Origin of the sequence: Shewanella canadensis, from assembly GCF_003966225.1 — a bacterium.
Taxonomy (GTDB): Bacteria; Pseudomonadota; Gammaproteobacteria; order Enterobacterales; family Shewanellaceae; genus Shewanella; species Shewanella canadensis.
The window spans coordinates 165399-181896 of sequence record NZ_RXNU01000001.1 but is presented as its reverse complement, the minus strand read 5'-3'; the positions used below and the strand labels follow the sequence as shown (position 1 = coordinate 181896).

At 50.2% G+C, this 16498-nt stretch carries 12 protein-coding genes; all 12 read right to left on the bottom strand.

The features are described 5' to 3' along the window. Positions 1–219: 219 nt before the first annotated feature. The 12 genes from EKG38_RS00765 to EKG38_RS00710 all read right to left on the bottom strand — a co-directional run bounded on the left by EKG38_RS00765 (position 220) and on the right by EKG38_RS00710 (position 16357). Positions 220–1368 carry an ABC transporter permease gene (locus EKG38_RS00765; RefSeq protein WP_126517770.1) on the bottom strand — a complete coding sequence of 383 codons (1149 nt, stop codon included), beginning with the start codon at positions 1366–1368 and terminating at the stop codon, positions 220–222. Then, positions 1365–2528: an ABC transporter permease gene (locus EKG38_RS00760; protein ID WP_126517768.1), complete on the bottom strand. Its 1164-nt coding sequence runs from the start codon at positions 2526–2528 to the stop codon at positions 1365–1367. The genes EKG38_RS00765 and EKG38_RS00760 overlap by 4 nt, the downstream gene beginning before the upstream one ends. An 18-nt stretch (positions 2529–2546) precedes the next feature. After that, entirely contained in the window at positions 2547–3518 is a 972-nt protein-coding gene (locus EKG38_RS00755; RefSeq protein ID WP_126517766.1) for an HlyD family secretion protein, read from the bottom strand. Then, the gene (locus EKG38_RS00750; protein WP_126517764.1) at positions 3508–4929 is read right to left on the bottom strand and encodes a TolC family protein; all 1422 of its coding nucleotides are present in this window, start codon (positions 4927–4929) and stop codon (positions 3508–3510) included. Before EKG38_RS00750 ends, EKG38_RS00755 begins: the two co-directional genes overlap by 11 nt. Before the next feature lie 135 nt (positions 4930–5064). Continuing rightward, on the bottom strand, positions 5065–6513 hold the full coding sequence (gene tldD / locus EKG38_RS00745; protein ID WP_126517762.1) for a metalloprotease TldD: 1449 nt from the start codon (positions 6511–6513) through the stop codon (positions 5065–5067). Between the two features lie 82 nt (positions 6514–6595). Then, a complete protein-coding gene (locus tag EKG38_RS00740; RefSeq protein ID WP_126517760.1) occupies positions 6596–7441 on the bottom strand; it encodes a carbon-nitrogen hydrolase family protein in 846 nt (281 codons plus the stop codon). After that, the gene (locus tag EKG38_RS00735) at positions 7365–11630 is read right to left on the bottom strand and encodes a YhdP family protein (RefSeq protein ID WP_126517758.1); all 4266 of its coding nucleotides are present in this window, start codon (positions 11628–11630) and stop codon (positions 7365–7367) included. Before EKG38_RS00735 ends, EKG38_RS00740 begins: the two co-directional genes overlap by 77 nt. Further along, the gene (gene rng / locus EKG38_RS00730; protein WP_126517756.1) at positions 11630–13138 is read right to left on the bottom strand and encodes a ribonuclease G; all 1509 of its coding nucleotides are present in this window, start codon (positions 13136–13138) and stop codon (positions 11630–11632) included. Before rng ends, EKG38_RS00735 begins: the two co-directional genes overlap by 1 nt. A gap of 50 nt (positions 13139–13188) precedes the next feature. After that, positions 13189–13785 (bottom strand): Maf family protein, encoded by a 597-nt coding sequence (locus EKG38_RS00725; RefSeq protein ID WP_126517754.1) that lies wholly within the window; start codon positions 13783–13785, stop codon positions 13189–13191. 2 nt (positions 13786–13787) lie between these two features. Further along, entirely contained in the window at positions 13788–14276 is a 489-nt protein-coding gene (gene mreD, locus EKG38_RS00720) for a rod shape-determining protein MreD (RefSeq protein WP_126517752.1), read from the bottom strand. Then, positions 14273–15169: a rod shape-determining protein MreC gene (gene mreC / locus EKG38_RS00715; RefSeq protein ID WP_126517750.1), complete on the bottom strand. Its 897-nt coding sequence runs from the start codon at positions 15167–15169 to the stop codon at positions 14273–14275. The genes mreD and mreC overlap by 4 nt, the downstream gene beginning before the upstream one ends. A gap of 138 nt (positions 15170–15307) precedes the next feature. Beyond that, a complete protein-coding gene (locus EKG38_RS00710; protein WP_126506432.1) occupies positions 15308–16357 on the bottom strand; it encodes a rod shape-determining protein in 1050 nt (349 codons plus the stop codon). Between the last annotated feature and the right edge of the window lie 141 nt (positions 16358–16498).

Here is a 16498-nt window from a genome sequence, read left to right as displayed (position 1 = left end):
ATAAGCGATCACCAGCTTTAGGCGAGTATTCATCCCGGAATCGAGCAACGAGATATCCGGGATTCAGCTCCAATAAAAAGCCCACTCAGATGATTAATCTGAGTGGGCTTTTTTATGCCTGGAGCTTTTTTTATGCCTGGAGCAATCATTAAGTCACCATGATTCAGTGACTCTTACTCCCGACTTACAACTCGTAGCTCGCAGCTTACAACTTAAAACTTACAACTCGCTGTTCGGCTCTCTCTTCAACCGCTTGTTGACCCCATAGAGCGCCAGCATGAAGAAGAGTGCAAATAGGCCCCACAGATGCAGCCATAGAGGCATGATGCTGGCCCATGAAGCGCCCATCTGGTTGAGCTGTAGCATACCGATAATCGCCGGTACAGCCGGGATGATGGTGGAGATCCAGATCAGAGGATCGGGGATCAACTCCAGCGGCCACACAAATCCGGAAACGAAGAGGATCGGCATAGAGATCAACAGCAGTACCTGAGTCGGCAGATCCCGTCTGGTGAACAGGCAGCTAAACGCTATACCGGTAACGGCTGTCGATAGCAAAAATGGCAGCAGGAATAGCGCCACCTGCCACAGCGTTGCCTGTACACTCACCCCGTACCAATAATAACAGTGTCCCACATACAGACTGGTAAACAGGGTGTAGATAAGGAAGAAGACACAGATACGTCCGCTAATCAGCATCAGGGGGGAAACCCTACGCCAGTAGCCCTGGTTTTGCCACTGTCCGGCGCCCAAGATGCCGGTGCCTATCAAGAGGGTTTGATGTAGCACCAAGAGCAGTACTCCGGGGACCACGTAGGGAGTGTATCCCAGACTCGGGTTGAAGGCGGGCACACTATTGAGCTTCACCGCATTCAGGCTCCGCTCTGCGGCCTTAGCGTTCTCGCCATGGGCCAGCAGACCCACGAGCTGCACATACTTGCCCGCATCCAGTCCCACAGAAACCAGGCCTTCTACCACGGCGGAGTAGATAAGAAAGTAGTTGGCATCGCCGCCATAGCTTAAGGTTGAGCCTCGCCCCAGCATCAGATCTTTCCTGAAACCATGGGGGATCACCAGTAAACCATTGGCCCTGCCGGACTCTATCCAGCTTTGGGCCGTTTCTATAGTGCTGACCCGGCCAGTCACGGTAATTTTTGGGCTGGCATCGGCGTGTCTGATCAAGCGTCGGCTCAAAGACGAACCATCATGGTCGATAACCACCAACATCTGCTCGGTCGGAACCTGATTCAGATAGGGCAAAGGATAGAGCACAGAGTAAAACAGCACACCGCCAAACAGGGTAATGGCGATCGCCTTATCCGTGACAATCGCGCGCAAGTCTGCCAATAAAAATTGCCAAAAAGTCATTTAGCGCCCTCCGGGGAGTGAGATTGTTCCGCAAGATGTGCACGCTTGACTCGCTTAGCTAGGAAGACAATCACGGGGACCAGAAACAGGAATCCCCAATAATTAATCAATTGATCGGCAAGCGTATCCCAACCCTGTCCATAACTGACCACGCCGACATGGGTGTCGATATAGTGGCTCGATGGCATCAGCTTTCGCCACAGCTGAGCCAGCATGGGCATATCCAGGGTGGGAAAAGTGATCCCCATAAAGGGGAAAGCCGGTGCAAAGAGTGCGGTGCAGAAGCTGATCACCCTGGCACAATCCTGCAGCAGGAAGAAGATCACTAAGACTATCAACCAGACGGCAAGCAACATGGCGACCTGAGCAACCAACAATAGCCCGAAGCCCCCCGCCAGAGGAAGATTAAGGAACTGGTACAAGACGGCGAGGATGAAGCGCCCCTGCAGTACAATTAACGGGGTATAGACCAGCATCTTCGCAAACAGCACACGCCTCGTTCCCAGACTAAACCATTCGCTCATGGTATTGAGTCGTAACTCACGATTGAGGCTATTGGCAAACACCAACATGGCGAGCAGCTGCCCCAGCGCAAGCAGGACCGGCGGCACCAGAAAGCCAATATAGTTGCTATTGGAGTTATACAATGCGGTCGTCTGGCTGGTCACCGGGCGAAGGTTAATCTCGGCCTGAGCCTTAGGTACGCCAAGCGCTAACTGCTTCTTACTCGCCACGTGCAGCAGGCCATCGGCCAGGCTGAGCTGGATCTGACTCGAGAGTAGCTTTCCCACCAAGAGGAATTGGCTGTTATAACGTATCTCGATCGTCGGACTATGACCCGTAAGCAGATCCCGCTTTAAACGGTATGGAAGCACCACCAGCGCATAAACTTCGCCTTGGGTCATCGCCCGTTTTGCGCTGGCAATATCCTGATAACCGATTGGCTTAGCCGCTGGACTCGCCTGAATTCGCCTTGCCAGCATCCGGCTGAGCTGGCTTTGATCGTGATCGACAATCGCCACAGGCAACTGTCTGGGCATACCCGCACTAAACAGCCACCATAGCGAAATAATCCCCAAGATGGGAATATAGGTGACGAGTGCGAATTGCCAGGGATCGTTCCACAAAGCCTTCAGTTCACGCCGTATCAGGCTAGTCATTGACACTAACACTTTGGGTTATTGCGCCATCAAGGTAGTCATGCCGACTCTGAGATCGGGAATCTTCTTCACGGGACGAAGCTCCATCTCGAAGGTACGCATATCGAAATCATGGCCGCTCTCGGTGGCACGCCAGGTGGCGAACTCTCCCATCACACTGATATGAGTGACCGAGAATTCATACTCTCCTCCGAGAGCAGGGATAAAGATGAGGTGCATTTGACCCATCTTAAAGTCTTTTAGCTGATCTTCACGCACCTGAAATACGGCCCAGGCATCATCCATATCGATGATACTCACCACAGGGAACCCACTTGGCGCGAGTTCGCCAGGTTGTAGCAGTACTTCGCTTATCTCACCAGACTTAGGGGCACGCATCTGGCTATCGGCCAATATTGCGCTAACCTCATTTACCGCACCTTCCGCCATTCGGGCATTACCGGCAGCGGCTGCCTTGGTCTCTTCACGCGCGCCTTCATTTGCCATCTCATACATGGCCAGGGCGGCTTGTTCCGTATACTTGGCGGCTTGCCATTGAGTGAACGCCTCATCGCGTTTCTGTCTTGCCAGCACACCTTCGACAAACAGGACTTCTACGCGATCGTAAGTCGTCTTGGCCAGTGTGGCTGCCGCTTTCGCCTTTAACCACTGCTCTTTCGACGCCATCACCTGCTGCTTTCTGGCACCGGTGTCGGCTTCTAGCTGCATCGCCTGGGCCGCATCTCTGCCACCTTCGGCCTGCATCAATTTTGCACTCAACTCAGGGCTGTCGATGGCAAATAACAGATCGCCCGCCTCAACTTTATCCCCACGGCGTACTAACACCTGCTCGACCCTGCCCGGTACCTTTGAGGAGATATTGTATTCTCTCGCCTCAACCTGACCCTGTATGCGTTCATCCTGAGGTGTATAGGCCAGTTTTAAACCGTACCCCAACGCTCCAACCAGGCCAATAATTGCCACAACCCCAATAATACGATTAGCCTGCATTGTTACTCTCCTGCATCGCGACATTAGTATGCTTACTAACGCTACGACCTAAAAATTCTTCCAATTGACCACTGATGGCCATGAGTCTGGCATACGCCTGAATATAACGATATTTAGCACCCAGCTGCTGAGTTTCTACCCCAGTAAGCTTTAATTCTGCATCGACCTTTTCGATCGATGTGGATAATCCCTGACGAAAAGCCAGGTCTCTCAGGCGCTTATTCTCTTGTGCCAAACTAAGAGAGGTCTCCAGCGATAAAACCTCCTCCTGAGCTTGTAACAGCTGACGGTAACTTTGATCCAATAGCAGGCTGAGATCTTGCCGGGTCTGTGCCTTGGTATATCTTGCCTGAAGCAATGCACTCTTAGCCGCCTGCACCTTGCCACTGCGTCCGTCTCGACTCAGTAGCGGTACCTTAACTCCGACACCGAGCATCCAGTCAGGCTCCATCTTAGAAAACAGGCTATCGTCTTCATACAGGGTGTAGTTACCATAGAGAAATACCGTAGGGTGATACTTACCTTTTTCAAGGTCGATCAAGCCGTTGGCCTGTTCCTCCTTCGCCTCGAGTAGTTTCAGCGCAGGATGCTGAACCATGGTCAGTTGACTCAGGTGCGGCAGAGAGGGGGCGTCGGCAAGCATAAACAGTGCGGATGTGGTATCCACTTCATGTTCATGGAGCATACGGGATAGGGCGATAGTCGCCATTTCCGCTTGACGCACGGCACTGGCAAAGTTCACCTTGGCATTCACCAGCGCAACTTGCGCATTGAGTCGTTCGACTTTCGCTATCTGTCCCTGCTCTTCGAGTTTCTGTGCATGGCTGGCATGCTCTTCGAGGGAGGAAACTAATTCACCACGGGTCTGCACTAATGACTGTGTCACCGCTACGCCATAGTAGCGATCCACCAGTTGAATAAAGAGATCACGGGTAGAGAGCTTTAACTGCTGCTCTTTTTCTACCACATGTGCGGCATGTATTCCCTGAGCCGCGGAGATCTTGCCTCCCGTATAGATAGGCCACATGGCCTGGAGACTGGAACGGAAGATATCTTGTTCGGTAAACTGGGTGACAAACATAGAGCTTGGGATACCGGCAAGGGCACCACCGATAGACGGCGGGAGTGTGCTGGGATCCATTGAGGCGAGAGGGTTAAGATCGTTAAGATCTAACTCGATCGGTTTTTCGAGTCGGGTATAACTTCCGTTGAGACTAATTGAGGGAAGATAAAGATCTTTTCCGGCTTCATGCTCGGCCTCGGCGCGGTTAACTTCCTGAGCACCGGCTTGCAACTTGTCGCTTACCGTCAACAGCTGTTGCCAAGCTTGAGAGAATCCCATCTCTTTCGCTCCAACCGTGAAAGGCCCTAGTGCCGCTAACGACAATAAGGCTATATGTGAAAACTTCATCCCCTTTCCTCTACACTCGACCTAGAGTGTTTACTCTAAATTCCTTGGCAAATGTTAACATTTTTTGCACAGTAAGAGTAGGAGCCAGATCCTAAAAGCTACAACCTGACACCAACTTTCAGATCATGGTTAAGATTAAGCGGTTCCGCCCACCGTCAGGCTATCGATCTTCAATGAGGGCTGACCCACACCGACCGGAACACTCTGGCCATCTTTACCACAGACGCCGACACCTTGATCTAAGGCCAGATCGTTACCCACCATAGATATCTGTCCCATGGCCTCTGGTCCATTTCCTATCAGGGTTGCTCCCTTAATCGCCTGGGTCACTTCACCATTTTCAATCAGGTAAGCTTCAGAAGCTGAGAAGACAAACTTGCCCGAGGTAATATCCACCTGCCCTCCACCGAAGTTAGGCGCATAGATCCCCTTCTTTACCGACTTAATAATGTCTTGAGGATCACTCTCTCCCGCTTCCATATAGGTGTTGGTCATTCTTGGCATAGGCAGGTGCGCATAGGACTCACGGCGGCCGTTACCTGTGGGCAATTCACCCATTAAACGTGCATTGAGCTTATCTTGCATATAGCCCTTTAAGATCCCATCTTCAATCAAGACCGTCTTTTGGGTTGCAACGCCTTCGTCATCGATGCTCAGAGAGCCGCGACGGTTTGGTATAGAGCCATCATCGACGACGGTAACTAATTTAGAGGCAACCTGCTGACCGACGAGTCCACTGAATGCACTGCTCCCTTTACGGTTAAAGTCAGCCTCCAGTCCGTGACCCACGGCCTCATGAAGCAAGACTCCGGGCCATCCGGCACCGAGTACAACCGGCATCTGTCCGGCAGGGGCATCGATTGCATGTAGATTTACCGATGCCTGACGGACCGCTTCACGGGCAAAAGAGAAGCAAGCAGGCAAGCCGGTATCATCGTTATCCATCAAGACCTCATAACCATGGCGTCCACCACCGCCACTGGCGCCACGCTCACGCTTATCATTTTCCTCTAAGATCACGCTACAGTTGAATCGCACAAGAGGACGAATATCGGCGGCAAGCGTGCCATCACTCGCCGCAATCAATATCTCTTCATGGACACCTGAGAGGCTGATAACCACTTGAATGATACGGCTATCGAGGCTACGTATATAAGCATCCGCCTCTTTCAGCAGCGCTATCTTTTTCACCTCTTCCATCGCCGCAATCGGATCTGCACTCTGATAGAGCGCTTTCACCTCTTGTTGTTTCCAGGCTTGTACCGTTTCGCTCTTGCCTGCAACGGCAATACTACGCGCCGCTTCGGCAGAGGCTTTGAGCGCCGCAGGGGTTATCTCATCGGCATAGGCAAACCCGGTTTTTTCACCGGTAATGGCACGCACGCCGACGCCACGTTCGATGTGGAAACTACCATCTTTTACTATGCCATCTTCTAATACCCAAGATTCATGGCGGCTTCCCTGAAAATAGAGATCGGAAAAATCGACATTGTGCTGATGAATGGAATTAAGGTAGCCCTGTAGATCATTCAGTGACTGTCCATCTTGCAGTAAGCTTGCTTCTACTTGAGTTAAAAATGGCATTAATAGTTCTCTCTTCTTGCTCATTTGAGCTTAATCACGCTTAATCTTTATAAAAATCTCTCAGGAAACAGGCCCTAAGATCTTATTTAATTTGTTGTAATTGTGGCGGTGAAAACCGGTTATGCTGCTCTATCGGCATCTGTTGTCTGATTTGTGCAAGTTCACTTTTATCCAGTGACGCTTGAACCCAGCCACAACCTGTCTTTTTTTCCGCCTTAATCCGTCCCCAGGGATCGACAATCATACTCTGCCCCCAGGTTTCCCGGCTGCCCTCATTATGCTGCCCCCATTGCGCGGCGGCTAAAATATAGCATTGTGTCTCTATCGCTCTGGCCTGAATCAAGGGCTGCCAATGTGCGGCGCCCGTCACCTTGGTAAAGGCGGCTGGAAGGGCGATTATCTCGGCTCCGGCCAGTCTCATCGCCCTAAACAGATCCGGAAAGCGCAGATCGTAACATATTGCTAACCCTAACTTACCAAAGGGAGTATCGATTACACTAATTTTCTCACCGGGACAGAAAGTATCACTCTCACGATACTCCTTGGTGCCGTCAGCAACATCGACATCGAACAGATGGATCTTATCGTATTCACCCAAGACTTTACCCGCACAGTCGAACAGATAAGTACGGCTATAAACCCGCTTATCGTCTGCAAGCACAGGGATGGTACCGGCGACAAGGTAGACACCAAATTTACTGGCCAGATCTGACATCGCAGTTTTTAGCGGGTTCTCTTCTGAGCAAGAACTAAGTGCATACTCTCCTTGCTGACTCTCATGACCACCAAACAGTAAGCAGCACTCGGGTAGCACGACCAGTTGCTCCTCACCCGACACTCTGGGCAAAAGACTAAGCTGCGACTCGATAAACTGCAGGTTTTGGGCTATGTCTCGACTGCTTTGGCACTGTAACAGGCTGATCTGCATCTATGGCTTCCTTCGGTGGGCTGATCTTATCTTCATTGCTGGCTGGGGGATAAGAGTTTGTCTCCCTAAAGTCTGGCATCTCAATCACTTTTGGTGCAAGAATTTCGACTCCGGATTCGTTAATTGTTGCAGGAGCGGAGGATTCTCGAGAATCGGCTCCTTGGATCTGCTGTCCTTGCTTCTCAACCCCTTGAGTCTCTGCCCCCTGTTTTTTTTCCGGCGGGTTTTTAGCAGGCTGTTTATTATCAGGCTGACCCTCTTTAGCGCGAGGCAGTGCAGACTCGGGGATCTCAATCTCTTTACTCTTGCGCTCTAACTCTTCGAGTTTAGGCTCAGACATGGTTCCCGTCAGTCTGAACCTTAGCTCGGTGATCACCTCGATAACAGGTTCGAGCACTTTCGTCAGGGCAAAAGCACCGAGCCCCAGCGTCCAACCACCGGTGGTGAGCAATACAACCGTAGGAACACTGGAGGCGAGTTGAGGTACGAAACGAATATCGTAATTCAGGCTTTCGGTAACTAAGTCTGTGTAACCTCTGACCTTCATATTTCCCGCAACGGCATCCATCTCGGTATCACGGGTTTTAATGACACCGTTATCGATCTCCAGGGTACCGTTAAACGAATTAAAGTAGAGGCCTTTGCCAAATACATCGGAGAAATCGAGAGATAATTTTCTTAGCAGGGAATCTAAGCTGAACAGCGAGAAAATTCTGGCGCCTTTATCACTGACTTCAGACAGGTGCCCTTTCCCCAGCTCGAAGTTTATCTTGCCATTGAGCGACTCGAGAGAGAACGCATAGGGGGCTCCCTGCCAGGAGATATTGGCATCGATTTCAACCGGCGCATCTTTTAAGCCGGGATCCATATCGAGGATGGCTGATAGTGCATCAAATTTTGTCGCGTCTAACTTCACATCGAACTCGGTGACATTTTCGCCCTCGCTGTTCTTCCATGCCCCCTTGCCGCTCAGCTTCACCTCGGGCGTAGTCAGAGAGAGAGTTTGTATCTGATAGTGCCCCTCTTTGGGCGTCCCCTGTAATACCAGGTGGCCCAAAGGCTTTCCATATAGACGAAAATCATCGACATCTAATGCCAGTGGCGGCAGATTATTCAACACAGTATCGGACTTAAAGTCAGCCTTTGCTTCCTCTTTCACCTCAGGCGCAATATGAAACTTTTTGGCGACCATCTTCAGGCCCTGAGTCGACCAGTCCGGATAAAAATCTATCCTGCCATCAAACTCGTTCGACATGGCCTCGAAGCGCCATAACTCCTCGAAAGGCGCCGCTGTCATGGTCAATTCAGAGAGCGTTTGTCCCATTAAATTCAGATCGTCAATCTGAGCATCGATGCTGATCAGCGGAGGAAAGAATCCCCGGGCTTGCTCTTCCGGTATCGATGCCTTCGGATCGATACCAGTCTTAATCTCAGGCGTTAACTCCGTCTCAGACTCAGGCACAATCGGTGCTGCACTAGCCTCAGAAGTTGAAGAGGAGATGAAACGGGTGATAACGGGTAACCAGGGGGAAAACTCCGTTTGAGCAATATCTAACTGCAAATGCCCCTGGTCTCTCTTTAGTTGGTCACCGGGTTTAAACAGGCGCCCCAACAGAAGATCGAAGTGATCCAACTGTTCACCCGACTCGAGATCGAATCCCCCCCAGAACTCCATCTGCTTGCCCAGCTTGATCCCCAGGGAGGACTGTTTATTGTCACCGATAAGCTCGGCAGACAAGCTTCGCTTCTGATCTGCGGTTTTAGAAAATGGTGGAGGAAGGGTTAGCTCGGTGCCAAGCAGATCGCTACTGACCTGTGCCTGAATGCGATAGCCCGTCTGATCAAAAATAAGCGTCATGGCCCCATCCCAGTTCACCTCACCGGAATAGAAGTCCATCAAGGGATTATCGAGCTCGGGCGGGAGATCGGCGAGCTGCCAAACGCCCTTCAGATCCAGGTTCAAGCCATAATTATCACGCACCTTCTCGGTGTCGAAGCTCAGAGAGATCGGTTGTTGATATAACTGAGCGGAGATATCGTTGCCCTTCACCACCTCGTTAACGAAGCTCACCTGGCCTGTCACGCCATCGAGCTGTATTCCAGGTTCTGTAATATATACAGGCGTGTTGTCGAAGTGCACTAAGCCACGGATCTGCTCCTCTTCACCATCATAGAGAGGAATTGAAAGATCCAGAGTCGCGGTAACATCACCCTGCACCTGAACCACCTCCAACGTAGAACCGACAGACTCAGCCAGAGGTGAGGCTTGAATCACCTCTGTCGCTGCAACACCTTGGGTTGCCAGCTCGGCATCAATCTCCAGTAGGGAGCGCGCCCCCAATTCAGGAATACTGATACTGGCCCCGTCGACGACGACATCTAAGAGATCGCCTTTATCGATAGTGAGATCCATGCGGGCATTCTCAAACAGCGCGGATAGCTCCAGCGAGGTTACCGCCGGCCAATCGGGCTGAAACTCAAATTCAGCTTCTTTCAGGGTGAAAGCCGCCAGAAAGATCCCGGAATGATCTTTGTATGGATATTGATTCAATGGACCATGCCATATCACTCTGGCATCTTGGGTATTACCCGCAACGAGCCCGGCCTCAAGGTAGTCGACTAACCCGGCATCCATACCATGTAGCGGAAAATAATTGCCCACATCAACGACATCATTGATCTTCACATCCGCAAGAAGTGCAAGATGAGTGTCACCCGCAACCCCCATTTTCATGGAAGCATCTAGGCTGATATCTTTATTGCTAAATTGAAGGTGAGGAAGCGTTAACTCACTATATTGGGTATTAAACCGGGCATCGAAAGCGGCACCATTTAACACGATAGGTGCCTTGAAAGCCGTACCAAAATCTAAGGTGTAGGCTTGCTCCGGGGCGTTGAAATAGAGTGAATCATCATACCAGGCAACTTGCAGATCTAATGGTTTACTGCCCGGAATACTCTCAAAATTTCGCCATTGCAACTGATTAACATCCAGCGAAACTTGTGGGCCCAGATCGCCATCCAGAGAGAATTTAATATTATCCAGATAGCCTTGGGGGTTTATCGACTGCCAGGTTTTCAGAGCAAGCAGGTCGACCTTTGGCGCTAAGGGTAGAAGGGGTAACAGGGTACTGGTGTCTAATCGATTCAGATAGGCTGATAGCTGCTCGCCTCGTTGTTCAGCAACAAAGTTGAGCTCAGACCATGGTCGATCATTGGTTTCAAATTCAAGCGATCTGCTACTTAGTTGCCAACCTTTATCAGTCGGTAGCCACTCGAACTGTCCACCTTTGATTTCAAAATGTTGCACTTCTTCATTTAACTGCCACTCGAGCCAGCTAGGCTCAAACTGGACGAGTCCGGATTCGATCGATCGATTCCCCAGGCTCAACCAGGCCTGCAGATTCACTACGCCTTCCAGCGCCAATTTACTCTTCTCATCATATGGGTTCTTCTGTCTGGAGGCCCATTCGCCCAGATCCAAAGAGCTGGCCGCGAGATAAACTTGGCCTTTAAGGCTATCAGGCTTGAAACCATTGCCATCTATCTCCAGCGATAGAGAGAGCTGCTCGACCTCAGAGGCTTCTTCATCGAGGTAGAGTTTTCCCTGACCCTGATGCTTGTTGTTCCTGTTTTGCCATCTCAAGTCTTTGACATAGATGGGCCTGAAATCATGGCTCTTGCTGAGTAACTGTAAGCTGGCCTCCGTTATCGAGAAGTGTTCTAACTGCTCCAGCAGGAGACGATATAGCCAATCGGTATCGGTTTCTGCAGATGCTGTTGAGGGGCCAGCCTGATTGAGTTTATCGATATCGAGCCCAACCTGGACCCCTTCGAAAATAACATTTTCAATCTGGGGGCTGGTCGTCATCAAGCTCTCCCAGAAGTCGAGCTTGACATGGACATCACGAATTATCAGGGTAAAAGGCAAGCTTTCCTGAGGGGGGAGTACTAAGTTTTTTACCGTTAAGGCGGGGCCAAAGGCCTGCCACTCGGCGTTGAGCTCTCCTACGTTAACCTGAACCTGATACTGATCTTCGATATATTTGACCAGCTCTAGCCTTACCTCTGCAAGCTGGGGCAAGAGCCCCCGAAAGAGACTCACAGCCAAGGCAAACAGCACCAATATAATCGCTAATATTTGCCAGCAGAAACGGCTAAACTTAAAGGGACAGAATTGACGAGGCACTACATTATTACCACATCAAATTTGTTTTGCGCATACATAGGTTCATTTTGAAAACGAACACGTTTTCCTATATACACACCCAACTCGGCAACCAAATGTCCCTCTTCCCCCGTCAGGCTGTTAAAGACGCCGGGAGCACAATAGACTAAGAATTCGTCGGCATCGTAGCTACGATCTAATCGAATGATCTCTCTGAATATTTCATAAGAGACCGTTTCAACGGTTTTCAAACTGCCGGTGCCATAACAGGCAGGGCACTCTCCACATAGCACGTGCTCTATACTCTCTCGAGTTCGTTTACGCGTCATCTCCACTAAGCCAAGGCCAGAGAAACCACTAATATTGGTCTTAACCCTATCGGCGGACAAGGCAAGTTCCAAACTGGCAAGGACACGCTTCTGGTGCTCAGATCTCAACATATCGATGAAGTCGATAATGATGATGCCGCCCAGATTACGCAATCTGAGTTGACGCGCGATAGCCTGTGTCGCTTCGAGGTTGGTATTGAAGATGGTCTCTTCGAGATTTCTGTGGCCAACGAAAGCCCCGGTATTGATGTCTACAGTGGTCATGGCTTCGGTTTGATCGATAATCAAATAACCACCGGATTTCAACTCGACTTTTCTGCCAAGGGCGCGCTGGACTTCATTTTCAACATCATACAGGTCAAAGATGGGAACCGGGCCGTTGTAATGTTCTATCTTCTCGGCAATCTCAGGCATAAATTCTTCAGAAAATGCCTGTAACTCTTCGAATGTCTGACTCGAATCTACTTGGATCTGATCTAATTCAGTACCGACAAAATCACGCACGATACGGACTGGCAGTGCCAGATCTTGATAGAGCAGCGACACACCTTTGAGTTTACGACGCTCACTCACCCTTCCCCAAACTCGACGTAAAAAAGCGGCATCCTGAACCAACTCCTGCTCGCCGGCACTTTCCGCGGCAGTACGAATAATAAATCCACCATCTTCATCGACAAAGGGTTCAGTCAAGCCCTTGAGACGAGAGCGCACCTCTTCAGATTCGATTCTCTGAGACACACCAACATGGCTTGAGCCAGGCATAAAGACCAGGTAGCGAGAGGGAAGCGTTATATCGGTTGTCAGTCTGGCGCCTTTGGTTCCCAGGGGGTCTTTCACCACCTGAACCATGATATCCTGTCCTTGACGGACTAACTCATTGATATCACGAACGATAAAGTTACCTTTTTCTACATCGGCAACACATTCTGTATGGGGAACGATATCTGAGGCATGCAAAAATGCAGCCTTATCCAGGCCAATATCGACAAACGCTGCCTGCATACCCGGTAATACCCGGCTGACCTTTCCCTTATAGATATTGCCGACTAAGCCACGTTTCATCCGCCTTTCGATGTGGATTTCCTGCAGAACGCCATGCTCAACCAAAGCGACACGAGCTTCAGTCGGCGTCACATTGATCAATAGTTCAGAACCAATCTTTTTCTGTACTCTGTTTCTGACGACGCGACTCATATTCATACTCACTTTTAGTAGATTTCTAGTTTCCAGGTTCTGGGGCCTGGATAACTTTATAAAATTTTCATCTCTTTGAGCAGTTCACGGGTCTCTACCAGAGGCAAGCCCACTACGGCCGAATAACTGCCTTCAATACGCTCAACAAAACTTCCGCCTAATGCCTGGATCCCATAGGCTCCCGCCTTATCCATAGGCTCACCGGTGGCAATATAGGCTAGGATATCTTGCTCATTGAGATCACAAAACTGTACTTTGGTCTCAACCAGACGCGTCAGTGTCCTCTTGCCATCGATCAGAGCCACTGCCGTCATCACGCTGTGAATATGTCCCGACAGATCGGTTAACATCTTCAGCGCATGGGCTTCATCGACCGGCTTACCCAGTATCTGCTCACCTAATACAACTATAGTATCAGAACCTAATACCACGGGAGTTGTCAGGTTATCACACAGGGCTAATCCAGCCTCGGCTTTCTCTACCGCAAGGCGAGAAACAAACACTTGTGGCGATTCACCCGTCTGATGAGTTTCATCGATATCTGCAGACAGGGTATCGAAGCTAAATCCGGCCTTTGAAAAACCAAGCTGCGTCAGCAACTCTTTGCGGCGCGGAGAGGCTGACGCCAATACTAATCGAGCTGAACCATTCATTCTTATCTCACCTTATATAAACGCCTGACACGACGTAAGATCCAAAATACCCAAGGCCAGATAATGAGACAGGAGATGGCGGGTAAAAATAGGCGCACATCAAATGTGGCCGTATCAACTACAAATTGAACCCAGAAGATGACCAGGTGATATAAACAGATCAAACTGGAGATCATCAATGCCTGCTGCCACATGGGGAAATTACGTAACCGCTGAAAATGTAACACCACCACATAGACAACTAAGGAGATCGATAATGCTCGAATACCCAGATGCGCCCCCAACATGATGTCGAGCAGCACGCCTAAGAGCCAGGCCGATAAAATATTATATCGGTGGGGCAATGCCATAGCCCAATAGATGATAACCAGCAATAACCAGTCCGGGCGCCACGGCTCGACAAGATCAGGCAGTGGCATGATCTGAAATAACATGGCGACCAGAAAACTCAACCATACCACCCAGCGTCCATTAGCAATATGCATACTCATTGGCTCACCTCAGAGTTTTGCTTCTGAGATTCTAAGGGTGTTTCTGTGCTCGAGAGCTCATCTGTTTTCAAACTCTGTTCCTGCTCATCGGGCCAAATCAACAAAAGGTAACGAATTCTATCGAGCGCGGCTAACGGCTGAGCGATCACATTGGCATAGCTTTGTCCGTCATCTTTGACCACGCTCATCACACGGGCAACGGGGTAACCTTCGGGAAAACGGTTACCCAGACCCGAAGAGACCAAGAGATCACCGACCCTGATATCTGTACTCTTAGACACATAGCTGAGCTCAAGTTCATCGAGTACTCCCGTGCCTTTCACGACCAGACGTACGTCGTTACGCGTGACTCTTACCGGGATACCATGGGTTGCATCGGAGATAAGAAGCACCCTGCTGGTTAGCTCATTGACCTGCACCACCTGCCCTACTACGCCTTGTGCATCCACTACTGGCTGACCGACAAACACGCCGCTCATGGCACCATGATTAAGTACCACATACTGATGATAGGGATCGCTGGCAACTTCCATCACCTCGGCGACGACCTTCTTCGAGTCCATATGCACGGGAGAGCCCAGCAGTGCGCGTAATCGGTCATTTTCCTGTCTGAGGTGCTCGAAGCGCTGCAATCGCTCACTCATCATAAGTTGCTGCCTCAATAGCTCCTTGTTCTGCTTTGTCAGCATACTTCGAGTCGCGAGACTCTCGGCCGACCAGTCTAAGAGTGCACCCGGAACATTCGCAACGTATTGAAGAGGACTTAGAACAGATGAGACAGATTTACGAACGGGGTCGAGTCGGTTGTTAGCCACGATGAGGATCACCGACAAAATAATTGCCAGTGTCAGCCTGAATTGGTTTGAAATACCACGTGCAAAAATGGGCTTCATAAAAAACTATAAAATGGTTTCGTAATGCTAATCAGCATTTAAAGGGGTGATAAAACAATATCAGGTATTCATAACCTGCAACGATAATGAGGAATAGAAAAAAACAAGGCGGTTAAGCACCGCCTTATTCATACCAAATTAGTTTTCTTCAGAGAAGAGGTCACCACCATGCATGTCGATCATCTCCAGCGCCTTACCGCCGCCACGAGCAACACAGGTTAATGGGTCATCGGCAACCATCACAGGAATGCCTGTCTCTTGCATCAACAGACGATCCAGATCGCGAATTAATGCGCCACCACCGGTTAATACCATACCGCGCTCAGAGATATCTGACGCCAGCTCCGGTGGAGATTGCTCGAGTGCAACCATAACGGCACTGACGATACCCGATAACGGCTCTTGCAGCGCTTCGAGGATCTCGTTGCTGTTGAGTGTAAAGCTACGAGGGACACCTTCGGCTAAGTTACGGCCGCGCACTTCAATTTCGAGTACTTCGTCACCCGGATAAGCGGTACCAATAGTGTGCTTGATACGCTCGGCAGTCGCTTCACCGATCAGGCTGCCGTAGTTACGACGGACATAGTTGATGATCGCATCATCGAACTTATCACCACCGATACGAACAGAAGATGAATACACTACACCGTTGAGTGAGATAATTGCCACTTCGGTAGTACCACCACCGATATCCACAACCATAGAACCCGTCGCTTCCGATACAGGCAGACCCGCACCGATCGCAGCCGCCATTGGCTCTTCAATCAGGTAAACCTCACGAGCGCCTGCGCCCATTGCAGATTCACGAATTGCACGACGCTCGACCTGAGTTGCACCTACAGGCACACAAACCAGTACTCTGGGGCTTGGACGGAACACGCTGTTGTTGTGCACTTGCTTAATAAAGTGCTGCAGCATCTTCTCTGTCACGTAGAAGTCGGCGATAACACCGTCTTTCATCGGACGGATAGCCTGGATATTGCCCGGAGTACGACCCAGCATCTGCTTAGCTTCTGTACCTACAGCCGCCACGGACTTCTGTCCGCCACTACCCCGTTCGCCACGAATTGCGACAACAGAAGGTTCGTTAAGTACGATTCCCTCTTCGCGAACGTAAATTAAGGTGTTAGCCGTACCCAAATCGATCGAAAGATCGTTAGAAAAAATGCCACGCAGCTTCTTGAACATGTATCCAGCCTGTATCTGTGGAGTCGGAAAAAGAAAAATCAGGTAACTCTATCAACGACACCCTGATGACACAAGGGCGATGAGGTTAACATTTGCTAATGAAGCGTTTTTTTTTTAATTATCATGCCAAAGGAGAGATTT

Excerpts from the sequence above, each read along its gene's own strand:
- EKG38_RS00710 (WP_126506432.1), bottom strand. The coding sequence starts at position 16,357 with ATGTTCAAGAAGCTGCGTGGCATTTTTTCTAACGATCTTTCGATCGAT.
- EKG38_RS00755 (WP_126517766.1), bottom strand. The coding sequence starts at position 3,518 with ATGCAGGCTAATCGTATTATTGGGGTTGTGGCAATTATTGGCCTGGTT.
- rng (WP_126517756.1), bottom strand. The coding sequence starts at position 13,138 with ATGAATATGAGTCGCGTCGTCAGAAACAGAGTACAGAAAAAGATTGGT.
- EKG38_RS00760 (WP_126517768.1), bottom strand. The coding sequence starts at position 2,528 with ATGACTAGCCTGATACGGCGTGAACTGAAGGCTTTGTGGAACGATCCC.
- mreC (WP_126517750.1), bottom strand. The coding sequence starts at position 15,169 with ATGAAGCCCATTTTTGCACGTGGTATTTCAAACCAATTCAGGCTGACA.
- EKG38_RS00765 (WP_126517770.1), bottom strand. The coding sequence starts at position 1,368 with ATGACTTTTTGGCAATTTTTATTGGCAGACTTGCGCGCGATTGTCACG.
- tldD (WP_126517762.1), bottom strand. The coding sequence starts at position 6,513 with ATGCCATTTTTAACTCAAGTAGAAGCAAGCTTACTGCAAGATGGACAG.
- mreD (WP_126517752.1), bottom strand. The coding sequence starts at position 14,276 with ATGAGTATGCATATTGCTAATGGACGCTGGGTGGTATGGTTGAGTTTT.
- EKG38_RS00750 (WP_126517764.1), bottom strand. The coding sequence starts at position 4,929 with ATGAAGTTTTCACATATAGCCTTATTGTCGTTAGCGGCACTAGGGCCT.
- EKG38_RS00725 (WP_126517754.1), bottom strand. The coding sequence starts at position 13,785 with ATGAATGGTTCAGCTCGATTAGTATTGGCGTCAGCCTCTCCGCGCCGC.
- EKG38_RS00740 (WP_126517760.1), bottom strand. The coding sequence starts at position 7,441 with ATGCAGATCAGCCTGTTACAGTGCCAAAGCAGTCGAGACATAGCCCAA.